At 58.7% G+C, this 17,621-nt stretch carries 14 protein-coding genes; 6 read left to right on the forward strand and 8 right to left on the reverse strand.

What is annotated here, in order from left to right; genetic code table 11:
* Positions 1-220 precede the first annotated feature (220 nt).
* Entirely contained in the window at positions 221-2,590 is a 2,370-nt protein-coding gene (locus tag V7Z56_RS12290; RefSeq protein WP_334129796.1) for an ankyrin repeat domain-containing protein, read from the reverse strand.
* A gap of 440 nt (positions 2,591-3,030) precedes the next feature.
* Here V7Z56_RS12290 and V7Z56_RS12295 point away from each other — a divergent pair, with 440 nt between their 5' ends.
* Both V7Z56_RS12295 and V7Z56_RS12300 read left to right on the forward strand, forming a co-directional pair.
* Entirely contained in the window at positions 3,031-4,491 is a 1,461-nt protein-coding gene (locus V7Z56_RS12295) for a catalase (RefSeq protein WP_443023806.1), read from the forward strand.
* 81 nt (positions 4,492-4,572) lie between these two features.
* Positions 4,573-5,145, forward strand: coding sequence for an NADPH-dependent FMN reductase (locus tag V7Z56_RS12300; protein WP_334129798.1), 573 nt, complete (start codon positions 4,573-4,575; stop codon positions 5,143-5,145).
* Between the two features lie 81 nt (positions 5,146-5,226).
* Here V7Z56_RS12300 and V7Z56_RS12305 read toward each other — a convergent pair whose 3' ends face one another.
* The 4 genes from V7Z56_RS12305 to V7Z56_RS12320 all read right to left on the reverse strand — a co-directional run bounded on the left by V7Z56_RS12305 (position 5,227) and on the right by V7Z56_RS12320 (position 9,567).
* Complete coding sequence (locus V7Z56_RS12305; RefSeq protein WP_443023807.1) at positions 5,227-6,177, reverse strand: aldo/keto reductase; 951 nt, start codon at positions 6,175-6,177, stop codon at positions 5,227-5,229.
* 150 nt (positions 6,178-6,327) lie between these two features.
* Entirely contained in the window at positions 6,328-7,365 is a 1,038-nt protein-coding gene (proX, locus tag V7Z56_RS12310) for a glycine betaine/L-proline ABC transporter substrate-binding protein ProX (protein WP_334129800.1), read from the reverse strand.
* Positions 7,366-7,449: 84 nt separating this feature from the next.
* A complete protein-coding gene (locus V7Z56_RS12315) occupies positions 7,450-8,379 on the reverse strand; it encodes an ABC transporter permease (protein WP_334129801.1) in 930 nt (309 codons plus the stop codon).
* Positions 8,380-8,382: 3 nt separating this feature from the next.
* Positions 8,383-9,567 (reverse strand): quaternary amine ABC transporter ATP-binding protein, encoded by a 1,185-nt coding sequence (locus V7Z56_RS12320; RefSeq protein WP_334129802.1) that lies wholly within the window; start codon positions 9,565-9,567, stop codon positions 8,383-8,385.
* Between the two features lie 420 nt (positions 9,568-9,987).
* Here V7Z56_RS12320 and V7Z56_RS12325 point away from each other — a divergent pair, with 420 nt between their 5' ends.
* The 3 genes from V7Z56_RS12325 (at position 9,988) to V7Z56_RS12335 (ending at position 13,343) form a co-directional block, all read left to right on the forward strand.
* The gene (locus V7Z56_RS12325) at positions 9,988-10,392 is read left to right on the forward strand and encodes a carboxymuconolactone decarboxylase family protein (protein ID WP_334129803.1); all 405 of its coding nucleotides are present in this window, start codon (positions 9,988-9,990) and stop codon (positions 10,390-10,392) included.
* Between the two features lie 184 nt (positions 10,393-10,576).
* Positions 10,577-12,043 carry a phospholipase D-like domain-containing protein gene (locus V7Z56_RS12330; RefSeq protein ID WP_334129804.1) on the forward strand — a complete coding sequence of 489 codons (1,467 nt, stop codon included), beginning with the start codon at positions 10,577-10,579 and terminating at the stop codon, positions 12,041-12,043.
* A 67-nt stretch (positions 12,044-12,110) separates the two neighbouring features.
* Positions 12,111-13,343 (forward strand): META domain-containing protein, encoded by a 1,233-nt coding sequence (locus tag V7Z56_RS12335; protein ID WP_334129805.1) that lies wholly within the window; start codon positions 12,111-12,113, stop codon positions 13,341-13,343.
* 5 nt (positions 13,344-13,348) lie between these two features.
* On the opposite strand, the gene V7Z56_RS12340 is transcribed toward V7Z56_RS12335, so the two are convergent.
* The 3 genes from V7Z56_RS12340 to V7Z56_RS12350 form a co-directional block, all read right to left on the reverse strand.
* Positions 13,349-13,648: a hypothetical protein gene (locus V7Z56_RS12340; protein ID WP_334129806.1), complete on the reverse strand. Its 300-nt coding sequence runs from the start codon at positions 13,646-13,648 to the stop codon at positions 13,349-13,351.
* A gap of 119 nt (positions 13,649-13,767) precedes the next feature.
* Positions 13,768-14,073, reverse strand: a complete 306-nt coding sequence (locus tag V7Z56_RS12345; RefSeq protein ID WP_334129807.1) for a hypothetical protein — start codon at positions 14,071-14,073, stop codon at positions 13,768-13,770.
* A gap of 53 nt (positions 14,074-14,126) precedes the next feature.
* Positions 14,127-15,872, reverse strand: coding sequence for a hypothetical protein (locus V7Z56_RS12350; protein ID WP_334129808.1), 1,746 nt, complete (start codon positions 15,870-15,872; stop codon positions 14,127-14,129).
* 236 nt (positions 15,873-16,108) lie between these two features.
* Between V7Z56_RS12350 and V7Z56_RS12355 the strand changes: the two genes are divergently transcribed.
* Positions 16,109-17,506: a glycosyltransferase 87 family protein gene (locus tag V7Z56_RS12355; protein WP_334129809.1), complete on the forward strand. Its 1,398-nt coding sequence runs from the start codon at positions 16,109-16,111 to the stop codon at positions 17,504-17,506.
* Positions 17,507-17,621 lie beyond the last annotated feature (115 nt).

The following is a 17,621-nucleotide window of genomic DNA, read 5'->3' on the forward strand; positions in this document are numbered from 1 at the left end:
CTCTCCCCGCAACCAATAATATCAACGGCTTAGCAATAAAACGCTAAGCCGTTTTCTGTGGCCTGGAAGCATATAGGGATAACTCATCAACCGGCCAATCTGGTCCGCAGAAGCCCGTGCCAGCGGGTCAGGAGGATTTGGTGGAGCGCCCGTATAGGCTGCGGGATGGGTGGGATCGAGAGGGCGCAGGGCTTATCGTCCGTCTCGATCATCATCCGCATCAGGAGACGCAGAAGCTGCCCGCAATATCCGCCCGATACTGATTGCCGCGCCGGGGATACCCATCCTCAACCGCCTCGAAGCTGAAAGTGCCGCGCAATTGTGTGCCCGTCTCCAGCAGTTGGACGGACCCCATGGTGCGGTTCCGGCCATAATCGAAATTGCTGCGGAAGTTGGCATATTCCCGGCCGCGATACACATCCAATGTCCCAACGGCGCCATTTTCAAGGCCGGGGACTGTATTGTCGTCCATGACAGTCAGGTTTGCCGGCGCGGAAGCGTTGCCTGGAATGAGGATTTGCGCGACAACCCGGCTGGCATTGCCGACGCTCCCCACACTTTCAAGCCGCACGGCCCGCCCGCCTTGTGCGGGATGGACGGAGGCCTGCACGGCAATCCGGCTGCCGCTTGGCAGGGAAAGCTGCAGGAAGGAATGCTGCACTGAACCGATGGATAATGTGTTTTCACAGGCTCCTGCCACCTGCCCGGGCAGGGAAAGGGGCGTGGTGGCGGTCGCGGCGGGCCCGGATGATGCGGGCGGGGACGCCGAGGAAACAGGCGATGACGCGGGCGGCATGACGGGCGTTAAGGGCGATGCCATCTGGCGCTGCGTTGCGGCGTGATTTTGCAAGGCGTCGCGCGCGGTATCAATGCCGCCTGCCTTGCCATCACTTAGAATATCTGCCGCCATGCCGGCACCCATGGTGAGGGATTCGGCGCCCATGCCCTGACCGGCGCCATAGGCCGTTATAGCGGCCGCCCCGCCGAGGGCAATCATCTTGGCGAAACTGTTATCTGATGCATTATCCTGCTGCCGTTGCCGGACCTGGGCCATGCGCTGCTCTTGCTCATAACGCCAGACCTCCGTCTGAACCGCCAGGTTTTCTTTGCCTGAGGTTTGTTTTGGCGTTTCTCCTGTCGCGAGGCGCGCGTCTTCATCCGCGCCATTGTCAATCAGACCTTCGACAATATCGAAAGAAGCCTTATCATAAGCGACATGCAGGGGCGTCTGGTCAAAAGCAGCGAGATTGCCGGTGGCGTTCCACCAGCTCGGCATCACGCGCCAGTTTGCCCGGGCATCCATATAGGCCCCGGCCGCGATCAGAAGCTCCAGCGATTCCCGGTATCCTTCGTTGTAGGTATAATAAGTGCGCCAGTCCGGACGCCATAGCTCGCCGGTCACCCATGCCTTGCCAATTGTCTGCTGACCGATGGCGATAGCTCCTGAGGAAGCCCCGACTGCGCCGGAGGCGCCACGGCCTGCGCCGCCCACGGGGCCGGACGGTGTGAGACGGGTGTCATAGAGCTGCCCCTGCCGCTCGATCCGAACAGACAGCGGAACCCCGGGAGAGGCGCGGACAATGTCGACAAAATCCTTGAAAGAATTGATGGGCTGGCCGTTAATGGCCCGGATCATATCGCCCGCCTGAAGACCGGCCTGCGCCCCCGGGGCACCCGGTACCACACCACCGATCAGCGGTTGCAGGTCTTTTTGGTCGTATTTCATGTCCCGTACCCCGTTGGCCGCGACGATATGCAGCGGCGTCACGCCTGCCTGACCGATACCAGGACCGCGATACAGGCGACCGCCTGCCGGGGCGGCAACGGGCTCAACTGCGGCGCTGCCGGTATTCGGGTCTATCCCCTGATCCAGCAGCCAGGCAATTGCTTCCGCATGTCCGAATTGCGCGGCGCGGTGCAAGGGAAACATCCCGTCAACGCCCATGGCATCCGGCCGGGCACCCATTTCCACAAGCCGCTGCATGAGCGCCACTTCGCCGAAGCGGGCCGCCGCGTGAAAGGTGCCATCCAGAAGCTCCTGATCCGTCTTCGCCCCATGGCGGAGCATGAGATCAACGGCTTCGGGGCTGCGGACGAGGGCGAACACCGGAAACAGCGTTGAGGGCACGTCATAGACTGACCAGGGCCCTTTCAGGACGCAACGTCCCGTGGTCTTTTCGGTCTCGTTACACCATCCGCCGAGCAGAAAGGAATATGCGGTCAGCGGCCCCCCATCTTCCCAGACCTTGTCCGTAACCGGTGCCCGGGTCTCTTTTTCATATTCAATCAATTCGGTTTGCCGGATCAACTCCCAACTCAAACCGCGGTTCGGATCCGCTCCGCTGTTCAGCGCTTCCGCTACAAGATCGGTCCGGTCCGAGACCAGGCCGTAAACCAGCGCTTCGAACAATTTATCCGGATTTTCGCTGGTCTTGACCTGCTGGCGTTGGCTTTGCGGATCAAGGCGGCTGAAGTCACCAAATGAACCGCTGCTCGTCACAATTGGAGTGAAACATCCGCCAAGCGATAACAGGCTGGCGATAACGGCGGCGCGAAGGATGTTGACACGGTGCAGAAGGCTGATCTGCATTGATACGGACTCCGGATTTTATTATTCAAAGTGAAGCCGGTATTGTCGGATATTAGGATGAATTTTTTATTAATTTGTAGAGTTTTCTCTGCACAGGGCGCTCGGCGACGAGAGACTCGTTCTAAGTTCGATGGCCGAGGAGTACGCCGCGAGTCCTATGCAACGAACGCTACTTGCAGGCGTATCTCAAGCGGCTTCCTGACTTCGACAGCGTTCGAGCGAAGAATGGGCGATGGCGCATGCGATACTCTATTTGGGCCTTCTCGCCGCTGGAGTTCTTCCGCCTCTTTCGTGCCGCCGACGCCTGGCAGACGATTGATTTGGGGAAGGGCTACGCTATGTTTAAGTAATACGCTTGCATTCGCGTATTGTTGCGGTCACTCAATCAATTAGTCTGATATAAGGAGAGGGTTTTGCCAAATAAATCGAAGGGCTCAACAATGAGCACGGGCGCGCCTGCACCAAGCGACCGAAATTCCCTGACGATCGGCCCGGACGGCCCGATTTTGCTTCATGACGTTCATTTTCTTGAGCAGATGGCGCATTTCAATCGCGAGAAAGTGCCGGAACGTCAGCCGCACGCCAAGGGCTCCGGCGCATTCGGCGTTTTCGAAACGACGGAAGATGTCTCGGCCTATACCATGGCCGCGCTCTTTCAGAAGGGGGTCAGGACGGATATGCTGGCGCGCTTCTCGACCGTTGCCGGTGAGGCAGGCAGCCCCGACACCTGGCGCGACGTGCGCGGCTTCTCGCTCAAATTCTATACCGATGAGGGGAATTACGATCTCGTCGGCAATAACACGCCGATTTTCTTTGTGCGCGATCCGATGAAGTTTCCGCACTTCATCCGGAGCCAGAAGCGGCTCCCCGATTCCGGCCTTCGCGACAATCACATGCAGTGGGATTTCTGGACCAACAACCCTGAAACCGCGCATCAGGTCACCTATCTGATGGGCGTCCGAGGCCTGCCGCGCACCTGGCGGCATATGAATGGCTACGGCTCGCACACCTATATGTGGGTCAATAAGACGGGCGACAAATTCTGGGTGAAATATCATTTCCACACCCGGCAGGGCATGCAGTTTTTCACCAATGAGGAAGCTTCGGCAATGGCTGGATCGGACGCCGATTATCATCGCCGCGATCTCTTTGAGGCGATCAGCAAGGGCGATTTTCCGGTCTGGGATATGTCGGTCCAGATCATGCCTTATGCGGAGGCGAAAACCTACCGTATCAATCCCTTTGATCTCACGAAAACTTGGTCGCATAAGGATTATCCGCTGATCCGGGTCGGCACAATGACCCTCAATCGTAATCCGGAAAATTTCTTTGCCGAAATTGAACAGGCGGCCTTCTCGCCCGGCAACACGGTGCCCGGCATCGGCCTCTCGCCCGACAAGATGCTGCTCGGCCGCGCCTTTGCCTATAATGATGCGCAGCGTAACCGGATCGGCACCAATTTCCATCAGCTGCCCGTCAACAAGCCGAAGGTGCCGGTCAACACCTATATGTTCGACGGCCAGATGACCTATGACCATAGCGGCAGCGCGCCGGTCTATGCGACCAACAGCGGCGGGCGCGCCTGGGCCGATGAAACCGGGCCGGTTGCGGACGGCTGGGAGGCCGACGGCGAGATGGTGCGGAGCGCCTACAGCTTGCGCCCCGAGGATGACGACTTCACGCAGCCCGGCATCCTTGTCCGCGAGGTCTTCAATGATGCCGAGCGTCAGTCGCTCGTTGATCAGGTCGCGGGCAGTCTGCTTGGCGGTGTCCGCTCGCCGGTCCTCGAGCGGGCGTTCGACTACTGGAAATCGATCGACGCCGAAATCGGCAAGCGGATCGAACAGAAGGTTCGCGCAGGCGCGGGTGATAAACCCGCCGAAGGCATGGGCGAGGGCTGACCTGCCTTATCAACAGCTCTGCCGGCGTCTTGCGGCCCCGGCAGAGCGCTATTCTTTTGATGTATAACGGAAGGGCATACAATGAGGACGTATAAAATCGGCTATCTGATCGGCAGCCTCGCGAAGGGGTCGATCAATCGAAAGCTCGCGCAGGCGCTGATCAAGCTTGCGCCGTCCACGCTGGAGTTCAAGGAAATTTCCTTCAAGGATCTGCCGCTCTATAGTTACGACTACGATGATGACTTCCCACAGGTGGCGCGCGACTTCAAGGAGGCGATCAAATCCTCGGACGGGATCCTGTTTGTGACGCCGGAATATAACCGTTCGATCCCGGGCGGGCTTAAAAATGCTATCGACTGGGCGAGCCGTCCCTACGGGACGAACGCCTTCTCCCGCAAGCCGACCGCAGTGATCGGTGCATCGCCCGGCGCCATCGGGACCGCGGTTGCGCAGCAGAATCTCCGCAGCGTTCTCAGCTTCTGTAACGCGCCGCAGATGAATGCGCCGGAAGCCTATATCCAGTTCAAGCCCGGCATGATCAACGATGACGATGACGTCACGGTGGAATCGACCCGGGATTTCCTCCGCACCTATATGCAGGAATATCACGACTTCGTTGCCAGGGTGTTGACTGTCCTTCCGAACGATGTCTGACGACAGCCCGGATAGAGAAGGCGGCGCCGTCTTCTCTATCCGCCCTCCTGTCTCCTGTAGTCCCTTTCACGACGACTTTCACTAATAGCTGCTTGCCTGATCTAGATCGTTGATCTCTGCCTCGGAGAGTGAAAGGCGGGTCGCGGACATCAGGCTTTCGAGCTGATCGAGACGGGTTGCGCTTGCGATCGGGGCAGTGACGCCTTCGCGCGCCATCAGCCAGGCCAGTGCAACCTCGGCCGGTCTTGCGCCGTGCGCCGCCGCCACCTCATCGAGGGCTTTGAGAATGGCCATGCCGCGGGCATTCATGTAAGTGGCAATGCCGCCGCCGCGCGGGCTCTTGGATAAATCACCCGCCGTTCGGTATTTACCGCTCAGAAATCCCCGTGCAATACCGAAATAGGGAATGACCCCGAGCCCTTCGCTACGCGCAAGATCGCGCAAGCCCTCTTCAAATGCGGCCCGGTCATAAAGATTGTAGAGGGGTTGCAGAACGCTATAGCGAGGGAGGCCTGTCCGCCGGGCAACGTCAAGGGCATGTTTCAGTTGGTCAGGCGAGTGGTTGGACGCGCCTATCGCGTGCACTTTCCCTGCGGCAATCAGGCGTTCATAGGCCCCGAGCGTCTCCTCGACTGGCACGTTATCATCGAAGATGTGCGAGAAATAGACATCGATCCGGTCGGTTTGAAGGCGGCGCAGGGACCCCTCCACGGCCTTCGTGATCCACGCTGCCGATAGCCCTTTCTCATCGGGGGCCAGTTCCATGCCAACCTTCGTAATGACAATGACCCGCTCGCGACTGCGCCGTGACGCCATCCACTCGCCGATAATGCGCTCGGACTCGCCGCCCCGGTTGCCGGGCGCCCAGGTCGAATAGATATCGGCAGTGTCAATAGCTTCAAAGCCCGCGTCAAGGAACCGGTCGAGCAGCTCGAACGAGCGTGTCCGATCCGCGGTCCAGCCGAAAACATTGCCGCCGAGAATGAGCGGCGAGACATTGATGCCCGTATTCCCCAATGGCCTTTTGTTCATCATATGATCTCGATGCCTTTTGTTATTTCACGCAACGCTAACGCGGGGAGCGGGCGGCGACAAGCCGTTATCGTCTCTATCCGGGTATCGGGCGGGCAACAAAAACGGCGGCGCGTTGCCGCACCGCCGCATGCATTCTGACCGGTTGGATCAGTTGGCCGCCGCGCGCGCCTCACCCCGCCAGCCGTTCACGAGATCGGCATTGGCCTCGATCCACTCGGCAGCATGACGGGTGACGTCTTCCGGATCGCCTTCGCCGTCATTCATCTTTGCGTTCTGGGCAAAAATATCGGCAATCGGAATGGAGGCAACCTCAAGCAGTTTGCGGATCGCCGGATTTTTCTCCAGGAACGCGCTGTTCACGACAGGGCGGATGTCATTGGCCGGGAAGCCGAGCATGCAGGGGTCGTTGACGCAGCCCTCAACGCCTTCCAGCACGGCGAATTCCTCAAGATCTTTCGAGACTTCCGGCAGGTTGACTTCCGGCACCTCGATCCACATCACATCTTTGCCGGGCTTAAGCGCATTTACCGTCCAGTTCGGCGTCCAGGTGTAGAAAAGGATCGATTTGCCCTCGCCGTAGGCCGCCACTGCATCAGCCATCGAGGCCGTGTAGCTCGCCTTGATCGGGTTGATATGATCGTTCAGGCCATAGACGTCGAGATGATGCGCGATATTGATCTCGCAGCCCCAGCCCGGCGGGCAGGCGACGAGGTCAGCCTTGCCATCGCCGTCGCGATCAAAGGCTTCCTTCACCTCGTCGCGCTTGAAGTCCTCAAGTGACTTGATATTGAATTTCTCAACGGATGCCTTGTCGACGAGATAGCCTTCAAGGGCGCCGCCCTTAGCAACGTAACCAACCAGCTCGGCTCCCTGCGAATAGGTGCTTTCATAGGAATTATGCGTCGGGAACCAGCCGTTGACCCAGAAATCGAGATCACCCTGCGCGACCGCCTGATAGAAGGGCGGGTTGTCGAGCGTGGTCGGCCCCTCCACGTTATAGCCGAGCTTTTCCAGCATCGCCTTATAGATCGCGGCGGGGAACCAGCCGGTATCCCAGGTCGCCTGCGCCATTTTGACGGTGACACCGTCTCCCGGCGCGTCATTGGCGAATGCTGCCGGTGCGGCGAGCGAAACGCTTGCCGATAGCGCAACAGCCAGAAGGCGCGAAATGGATGAAGTCTTCATAGATAGTCTCCTTGTCTTCTTCTTGCGTCCCGTTTCTTGTTGTAACGGGGACATGGGAACCGCGCAGGACGCGGTGCGGCGGGATCAGCCCGCCTTTTCAACTTTCGCCGCCGGCCTCGATGGCCGCAGCGAGAACAGTGACCGCAGCGTTGCGAGAAGCGACGGGCTTCGCACCGCGCGGGCCTCGCCAAGCGACTGGCTTATGCGGTCGAGAATGATGGCCAGCAGAACGATGCCGACGCCGCCCGCGGTCGCGTTGCCGACGTCGAGCCGCCCAAGGCCGGTGAATACGACAAGCCCAAGGCCGCCGGCGCCAATCATCGCGGCGATAACCACCATGGAAAGCGCGAGCATCAGCGTCTGGTTAAGGCCGGCCATGATCGTGCGAAGCGCCAGCGGAAACTGCACCTCGATCAGCATCTGCCAGGGTGTCGCCCCGAATGCGGTGGCCGCCTCGGTGAGGTCTTCGCGGACATTGCGGATGCCGAGATCGGTCAATCGGATGATCGGCGGGAGCGCGAAGATGATGGTCGCGAAGATCCCCGGCACGACGCCGACGCCGAAAAGCATCACGATCGGCACCAGATAGACGAATGACGGAATTGTCTGCATGACGTCGAGGACGGGACGCATCACGGCGCGGAAAATATCGCTCCGCGCGGTCAGGACGCCAAGCGGGATCCCGATCACGACGCAGAAAAAGACCGCTGTCACTACCATGGCAAGCGTTGTCATGGTTTGCGGCCAAAGTCCGATCACGTCAATGAAACAGAGCGCGATCAGCGTGAAGATAGCGACGCCCCGCCCTGCGGTCCGCCATGAAATGAGCGAGAGGACCGCTGTGAATACCAGCATCGGCGTTGCGTTCAGGAAGGCGGTCAGGGCGTGCAGGACCTGCGTGACCGGCCATTGCATGGAGCGGAATACAGTCCGGAAATTCGGCACCAGCCAATCGCGGACAAACATATTGACCCAGTCATCGAAGGGCAGTGAGACAAAATCAGAGGGGCTCATGGCTTATTCCTTCTCCTCTGTTGCGGTCAGCTGGTGAAAGACGTCCTGCGGGCGGACAATGCCGGTGAGCTTGCCCTTCTCGTCCATCAGCGCAATGGGAAGGCCGCTTTCGGCAAGCGGATAAAGATCGTTCAACATGCACTCCGGCGTCGCGGCCGGGAACTCTTCCTCGAGCGCATCTTTCAGTTCTAGCCCGTCGCGGTGGGCGGCGTTCGCCGCCTGGTAGCTGATGATGCCGGTCAGTTTTCCGTCATCGACGACATGGACGGCGTTGACGTCCATTTCCTCCATGCGCGTCATGGCGCAGGTGACATCGTCGGTGGCAAGGTCAACGGGGTCGGCCGGGCGGGCGATGGAGGCGGCGGCAAAGACCTGGGAGCGGTCGATATCGCGCGTGAAGGCGGCAACGTAATCATCGGCGGGGGAGCCGACGATTTCCTCGGCCGTGCCGATCTGGGCGATTTCGCCGTCATGCATGATGGCGATGGTGTTGCCGAGCGCCATTGCCTCGTTGAGGTCGTGGGTGATGAAGACGATGGTCTTCTTGAGGGTGCGCTGAAGTTCGAGCAGTTCCTGCTGCATGTCGCTGCGGATCAGCGGGTCTAGGGCGCTGAAAGGCTCATCCATCAGCAGAATTTCCGGCTCCGATGCAAGGCCGCGCGCAAGACCGACCCGTTGCTGCATGCCGCCGGACAGTTCGTCCGGGTAGCTGTCACCGCGCGCGCCGAGTCCGACCTGCTCAAGGGCGGCCTGGGCGCGCGCGCGCCGTTCCGGTGGTTTCATCCCTTTGATTTTCAGTCCGAACGCAACATTCTCGGCCACCGTTTTATGGGGGAACAGGGCGAAATGCTGAAACACCATAGCGACCTTGTCACGCCTGACGCTGCGAAGCTCTTCGGCCGAGCAGCTGGCGACATTGATGTCATCTATGAGAATTTCCCCGGCGCTTGGGGTGATCAGACCGTTGATCATGCGGACCAGAGTGGACTTGCCGGAGCCCGAAAGCCCCATAACGACAAATATCTCACCTTCGGCAACCTGGAAGGAGACGTTGCGAACGCCGACCGTCTGTCCGGTGGCGGCAAATATTTCATCTTTGCTCTGCCTTGCTTTCAGAAGATCAAGGGCAGTTGTGACATCGTCCCCAAATACTTTATATAAATCTTTTCCGTGTATTTTTGGCTTCATAAATCCCGTGTATAGAACAAATAAAAACCATGCCAAAATGGCACGACTTTCATTATAGCGTGTTCTCCTCGGCTGTTTTGCGACGCAGCGCGTCGGGCGAAAATGACCTGACACGTTGCGTCAGGTGAGGGATGTATTCCCTGTTCGTTCTACGCCATTATATCGCCACATTTTTCGCAAGGTCAACCTTTTGCGCCATTTTTTAGTAAATTCCGGTTGAAATTTGTGCAAGTTTCCGCACCAGAATGTCGCGGAAACCGGCGCGAATTCCCGGTTGACAGGCGGTGATCGCTGAGGCCTTCTTATGCGTGAAAGGACCAGCGAGCGGGGCTTTCAGCCGTCTCGCGCTGCGGCGAATTTCTGGTCGCCCGCGCACCGGCATGTCGATTGTTTCTGTTGCGAATAAGGGAGAAAAATAAAATGGAAGAACGCCGGAAAAAAGGCCTGAAAACGCTTGGTGCCCTCACAGATTCTGACGGAACGGGCATCCTGAGACGCCTCAAGGAATTCCCGGCGCTGACCTCCGGCGTTGTCGATTTTGCCTATGGTGAAGTACTCTCGCGGAACGTCATCACGCCCTGCATGCGCCAGCTCATGACGGTGACCGCGCTTGCCGCGCAAGGCATGCTCGCGCCGCAGCTTAAAATTCATTTCGCGGGCGCGCTCAATGTCGGCGTCAAGCCCGAAGAGCTGGTCGAGGTTGTCTATATCACCATGATTTATGCCGGAATGCCGAAAGCCCTGAACGCCGCCGCCGTACTGCAGGAGGTGTTCCGCGACAGAGGCATCGATCTCACGGTCGAGCCGGAGGCGGACGGAGCCTGAGGGCGCGCCCGGCGCCTTGGCACCACACAGAGCGTTTGCCCGCATCCGGCATCTGTGCGAAAATCGCCTCACGCTGCGGGCGGCGGCCGTCATAAGGCGGAGATGCCCGTTCCCCGTCCTGGCACCGTCGGATCAGTCGGCAGGAAAGCTGCTGCATTGACAGCAAAATGAAGCGGAGCCGTTCATGACATCGGCACTTTTGGAGCGCAAGGTAAACCACTGGCGGGCGGAGACGGCGGAGCGCTTTGCGTTCATTGTCGATGCGGCTGATTATTTCGTCGTGGCGCGCAAGGCCATGCTGAAGGCGCGGCACAGCATCTATCTGATCGGATGGGATTTCGATTCCCGCATCCGTTTCGGTGATGACGCAGGCGAGGGGCCGGAGAAACTCGGCGATTTCATTCTCTGGCTCGCCGACCGCTCGCCAAACCTTGAGATCCGATTGCTGCGCTGGGATACGGGCGCCATCAAGGCGCTGTTCCGCGGCACCACTCTTTTCACCATCCTCCGCTGGAAATGGCACAAGCGCATTACCCTCAAGCTGGATGGCGCCCATCCGCTTGCCGCGTCGCATCACCAGAAAATCGTCGTGATCGACGATTGCATCGCCTTTTGCGGCGGCATCGACATGACGGCAGGGCGATGGGACCGCCGCGAGCATCTCGATGACGATCCGGGCCGCCGCAACCCGAACGGAAAGCCGTATGAGCCCTGGCATGATGCGACCAGCGCCTTCGACGGCGCGGCGGCGCGGGCGATGGGCGATCTTGCCCGCAAGCGCTGGACGATCGCGACGGGCGAAAAGCTGACGCCAGCCGGGCGCGAGCATGACTGCTGGCCTGATGATCTTGTCCCGGCGTTCGAGAATGTCTGTCTCGCCATCGCGCGAACCCGCCCGGAAATGGCCGATATTGCGCCGGTCTATGAGATCGAGGAGATGTATATCGATCTTATCTCCCGGGCGAAGCGCTGGATCTATGCGGAAAGCCAGTATTTCGCCTCCCGCCGCATCGCCCATGCGATCGCCCGGCGGCTGGTTGAGGCGGACGGGCCCGAAATTGTCATCGTCAATCCGGTCTCAACGGAGGGCTGGCTGGAACCGCTCGCCATGGATTCGGCCCGTGCGCGCCTGATCGAGGCGCTGCGGCGCATTGATGAACATGACCGGCTCCGGGTCTATTGCCCGGTCACCGCGAACGGCGCGGCGATTTACGTCCATGCCAAGGTGATGGTTGTCGACGATCATTATCTTCGCGTCGGATCGTCGAATTTCAACAACCGCTCGCTGCGCCTTGATAGCGAATGCGATGTCGTTGTTGCGGCCGATGCGCCTGGAAATGCGGGGATCGAAAGCCGCATCGCGGCGCTTCGCAACGGCCTGATCGCGGAGCATCTGGCGGCGGATGAGGAGAGGGTGGCCGCGCGCCTTGAGGAGAGCGGCTCGCTCATCAGAACCATTGAAGGCCTCTGCCGTGAGACGACGGGGCGAACCCTTGTCCCCTTCAAGATACCCGACATCAACGGTGTTGCGGAATGGCTCGCCGACAATCAGATACTTGATCCCGAAGGCAGTGACGCCATATTTGAACCGCTAAGCAAGCGCAGCCTGTTCAAGGGCTGGCGTCACCTGCGGCGGAAGCGGCGAAAATGAGTCGTGCGCGCCGCCGCGCGGCCTGCTTGGCGCGAGAGAGAGTGCGTCTCCATGAAAGGATGGGGGAATGATCCGGACAACATTATTGCGATATCTCTTGCCGCTGGTGCTGGTCGTTGTGACGGTGCCTGCCGGTGCAGCGGAGACGCGCGACGTCACGGGAAGCGCCAGCTACCGCGAACGCATCGCGCTGCCGCCGGGCGCGGAGCTGGTGGTCGAGGCGACGGGGTTTGAAAAGACGCCGCTCGCCGCGGAGCGCCATATAACGAACGGGGAACAGGTGCCGCTTCCCTTCCGGCTTACGCTTCCCGCCGATGTGCGCGCGAGCCTGCAGGTATCGATCCTGATGAACGGCAAGAGGCGCTGGATGAGCGAGCGCCACGATATTCCGCCGGGTCATGCGCCCTATGATCTCGGCGACATCCTCCTCAAAGGCTATGTCGCTTCGGATTTTGCGCATGTCATGACCTGCATTGACCGGACGTTCCGCCTTGAGTTCGAAGACGGCATGGCGTGGCTTGATACGGGCGAGAATATTATCGAACTGCCGCAAACGATCTCCGCCTCCGGTGCGCGCTTTGAGAGCGCCGATGGCCGCGTCATGATCTGGAACAAGGGCACGAAGGCGCGCGTCAAGATCGATGATCGGGAGTATGTCGAGTGCGACATCAGGGCCGCGGAGACCGCCGGCTGGACGGCGCGGGGAAATGAACCCGGCTGGCTGGTTGCCATCAAGGACGGGCGGGCATCCTTCACGCTCAACTACGGCTCCGAGACGCTCGATCTGCCGCTGCCGGCACCGACGATTGAGAGCGGCGCCTATCGCTATGAATTTCCCCGCTTTGCGCTCACCCTCACCGTTCAGGACGGTATGTGTGAGGATGATATGAGCGGTCGCCCGTATCCGCAGAAAGTGGAGCTCACGACAGCGACCGAGCGGTTGCGGGGCTGCGGCGGGGAGACGATGGATCTGTTGACCGACGCGGAATGGCAAGTTGAGGATGTCAACGGGCAGCGTCTCGTCGACAACAGCCACATCACCATTTCCGTGACGGGCGAGGGCAATATCGCCGGCACATCCGGCTGCAATGGCTATGGCGGAAATTTCACCATCGACGGGGAGGGGAAAATCACCATCGGTCCGCTGGTCGGCACGATGATGGCCTGCGCCGAGCCGCTGATGAAGCAGGAGCATGCGTTCCTGCAGGCGCTGTCATCGGTAAACCGCTTTCGCATCGATGAAACCGGTGCGCTGCTTCTGATGGTGGACGACCGGGCCATCCTGACGGCGCGGCGTTAGGCGCGTTATGACAGGCGCGAGCGGGGCACGCCGCCGTGCTTTGTCGGCGGCGAGATATCGCTGCGAAAGCCGCCGGTCAGCCGGTTGAGTTCCTTGTAGACGCGATCGGTGAGCGAGGGCTCTCCCGCCCCCATGCCTTCTTCCTCGGCGACCGACAGTTCATTCGCATCATACGCCCAGCGGCGCAGGATCTCTATTTTCTGATCAAGGGTAAAGGCCGGATAGTCTGCGACTTTCTCCGGGGTCCCAAAGGCTGCACTCGGATTAAGCTTCGCGCTCTCGAAACTGATGCCATCGTCACCCATCTCACACCCTCTCCAAACGGCGTCAAATAACTGACCGGATCCACCATGACACTTTTCGCGCCGGAGAGGAAGCGGGAAAGGGGCCGTCCGCGTCTCAGCGGACTGCCCGCTTCGTGGATTTACTTTTTGCCGACATCCTCGCGGGCGATGCCGCCCTGCTTGTGGGCGGGGGAGTGGCTGGAATCATGGCCGCCGCCGAGCCGGTTCAGTTCTTTCAGAATGCGCCCCAGCATGGCCGGCTCGCCATCGCCCATATTCTCTTCCTCGGCAACCAGGAGTTCATTCGCGTCATAGGCCCAGTTGCGAAGAATTTCGACTTTCTGTTCCAGCGTGAAATCGCTGCTCGCGGTCACCTCCTCGGGCGTATCGAAAACCGAGCTTGGGTTGAGCTTGGCTTTCTCGAAGGTATCCATCTCTATACTCATGTCGCTTCCTTTCGTCCAGATACACCCCCGAGAGGAAGTCGAGGCGGACGGCCTCAAGGCGCCGATGGCTGCATATCGTCAATCACGATGCACCAGTAGACGCCGCCATTCAGATAATCCGCTATATCACAGTCGAACTGCGTGAGTTCGCGGGTTATTTCCGTCGCGATGCCGCGATCGGCCAGCAACCGGGTCCAGACCGAAAGGCCGCTCTGGGTCGTAAATGAATGCTGATCCTGAATGGCCGGAGGATCATAAAACATCAACAGCTTGATACTAGGGTAGGCGTCCAGCTTTTCAATCTGCTGCATGCGATTATAGAGGAGGCGGCCCTCGCGAAACGCGCCGGCCGTCGCGGCGAGGAGATTGCCGCAAAGGGCAAGCAGCGTGACAAGGACAAGAGCGCGCACCACGAGCCGCGGCGCACCTGAGACAGCCGGAAAAAGTGCCGCCACGGTCAGCAGAACCGGAATTGCCCACGCGAAGGGCACATATCGGGCCCACCAGCTTTCCGGAAAAAACATGGATATGAGAAGCAGGCCGGCGCTGAAAATTGCAAGGCTGTCGGCCATGCGTAAAGCCGCTTGAGGCGCCGCGCCCCGCCCCGCAATCAGACGCGCCGCACCAAAGGCAGCGATGGCGGCGAGGAAGGCGAGGCTGAAGAACGGGCCGAAGCCGCCACGGCGGGTATCGAAGCGCAGCAGCTTGAACTCGTCGAGCTCGAAAGTGCCGGGGATTTTCAGCTCGACCGGCGCATCGATAGGCCATTCGCTATGCGCCGTCCGGCCGAAGACGCCGTAGAAAAACTTCGCCGGAGGGGAGAGCGGCACAACATTCGCCGGCTCGTTCCCCTTCATGATGTTGCCGACCGAGGGATAGAGGAGTTGCCCGTGGTCGGTCACATTCGTGACATAGGGTTTGTAGCCGACAGCAACCACCGCGACGATAAACGCCGCGCCGTATAGAAGGCCGTATCGTTTCAGGTTGGCAAGGGCGCGGCGGAGCCGATCCGCGTCGCCCCATCGGCGGACAAGATCCGCAAGATACACAGCGCCAACGATCAGCGGCACATAGTATAGCGCCGCGGTTTTCGTATTCACTGTCAGGATGATGCAGGCGGCGGCGCCGAGTGTCGCAATAGTCTGGCCCGACAGGGCGCCCTGCAGTAAAAAGAGTGCCATCGACATGCCGATGAGATAGAGCGGCGCATCGACATAATGGGTGAGGAGCTGCCCGATCACCACCGGGTTGCCGGCGAGGACGCCAGCGAACAGCAGCGCCGGGAGAGCGGGAAAGCGCGGTACGACGTCCGGGCCACAGGCTTGATAGAAGCGGAAGGAGTGCAGGAAAAGAACGGCGGCAAGACCGATCGTCAGCGTCTGACCCGCGAGCAGGATCCCGGTCAGGCTGACGATGTAGGATTGCAGCACCCAATATCCGTTGGGATAGGAATCGACCCAGATATTCGGATGGGGGGCGCGAAACGGATTCCAGCCCGCGCCAATATCCCATATCGCGCTCAAGTGATAGGCATATCCGTCAAAGCCCGGATCATAGAAGGGGCGCGTCGCAACGCTTGCGGCGAGCAGCAGCGCCGCAAACAGCAGGATCGCGACAAGCCCGGTGATCATTCCGCCCCGCCCCTTGACCAAGCCCGCAACGGCGAGCGTTGCGATCAGCGCGATGCCGATGAAGACAAGTGGCGGGTGAAATGCCTCGCTCGCAAAACGGCTCGCCGCCAGCAGGAAGGCGAGAAAGACATATATGGCGGCGATCGCGGTATCGAGATTTTTTGTCATGCGGGGCCAATCGTGAACAATTCCGAAACACCATTGCAGTCATGGGATAAAATATGGTTAAGCATAGCGACCAGACCGAGGCGCTGTCGTCGCGGTTCGGGAAAGCAGCGGATTCAACGACGCCGGTGGTTATTTTGCATATATATCAACAATGTGTTATGGTTTTTTTTGATCAGCTCATGCTGGAGTGAACGATTCCGCGGGGCGAGGGAGCAACAAAAGATTTGGTATAGATTATGAATTTGACTGCGCAAGCGGACAAAAAAGGGCATTTGATAAGACTGTTTGTTTTGTACGTCGGTGGTGTTGTCGCCCTAGGGATCGCGAAAATCGTCTTGGACTTTATGATTGGCGAGCGCTACGTAGCAGAAATTACATGGTCGGTCCTGCAACTGAATCTGGTTCATCACGACTCCTGGTGGCCCATGTACGAAGCAATGGTTGCGCGTCATCAGCATGTTGATATTTTCCAGACCGTTTTTTTCGACAGGAACATTAAATTCCAATATCCGCCAATTACTATTCTCCCTTTCATGGTGGGAACGAAACTGGGGATGGATGGGGTAATGCTCGGTCACGTAGCCAACTTAGCTTGCTTCCTGTCGATCATTGGAATTTTTGTTTGCCTTTATTATCTCTGCATTGAGGTAATCGAAAAGACTTTCGGGGCTGCACCGCTTTCGTTTCGGGAAAAAGCCGCAATCCTGATTATCTCGCTCCTTGCCGTCTATTCATTTTATCCAATCATTGGCGGGCAGTATATCGGACAGATCCAGATAATAATCGATCTTTTCATTGCTTTTGGCTTTCTATGCTGGGTTAAAAGATGGAAATTTGCCGCCGGCGCGATGATTGCATTGGCAGCACTCATCAAGCCTCAATTCGCACTGTTTTTAATCTGGGCGTTGCTTCGTAAAGAGAAGCAATTTGCCTACGGTTTGATGCTTGTCTTCGTTCCGGCAGGACTTATTTCGCTTGGTATTTTCGGTTTCAAAGAGCATGTCGATTACCTTCGCGTGTTATCGCATATCGGTAAGCATGGAGAGGTTTACTGGATTAATCAGAGTATAAACGGCCTACTCAACCGTTTGCTCGTGGATGTAACTTCCTTGACCTGGACGCTGAAGACGTTTGCTCCCTACAACATTATCGTTCACTATGGGACGTTAGTTTCAACCGTCGTGCTTATTTTGTTTGGTCTTTTCTTCAAGGCGGGGGGTGGAACCCAGGAATCTACCGAATTTCGGCATACCGCCTCCGTGTTGGATGTATCCTTTATGCTTTTGATCTGCACCATCGCGTCGCCAGTGGCATGGTACCATCACTATGGCGTTCTATTGCTTCCCTACTTCGTGCTCTTTCTTCTTGCGGTTAATTACGCCGTCGAGACGAATGGTCGCCGTTCCCAATTGCTGCTTCTCCTGCTGGCGGTAAGCTATTACTTCGTCGCAAATTATCTCGATTTTGCGGATTCGGAAGAATTCGCCAATCCCCCGGTAAATCTCCTGCAATCGTATAACCTGTTCGGGGGCTTCATAATGCTTGCAGCCATTCCCTGGCTTTCCACATGTTTGGCGCAGCAGCCCGGCCGGGAGGCGGGTGCGCATGAAAATTTTTCCGGTTATAACAGATAGATGTTTATAGGGGATGGCAGCAGGCAACACGCGGTTTGAACAGCCCTATCGTCGTGGCCGCATGATGACGCACCCAATTGTTTGTTTTTAATTAACCAATTTGATCGTAGAATTG

Origin of the sequence: Sneathiella sp. (assembly GCF_036844445.1) — a bacterium.
GTDB lineage: Bacteria > Pseudomonadota > Alphaproteobacteria > Sneathiellales > Sneathiellaceae > Sneathiella.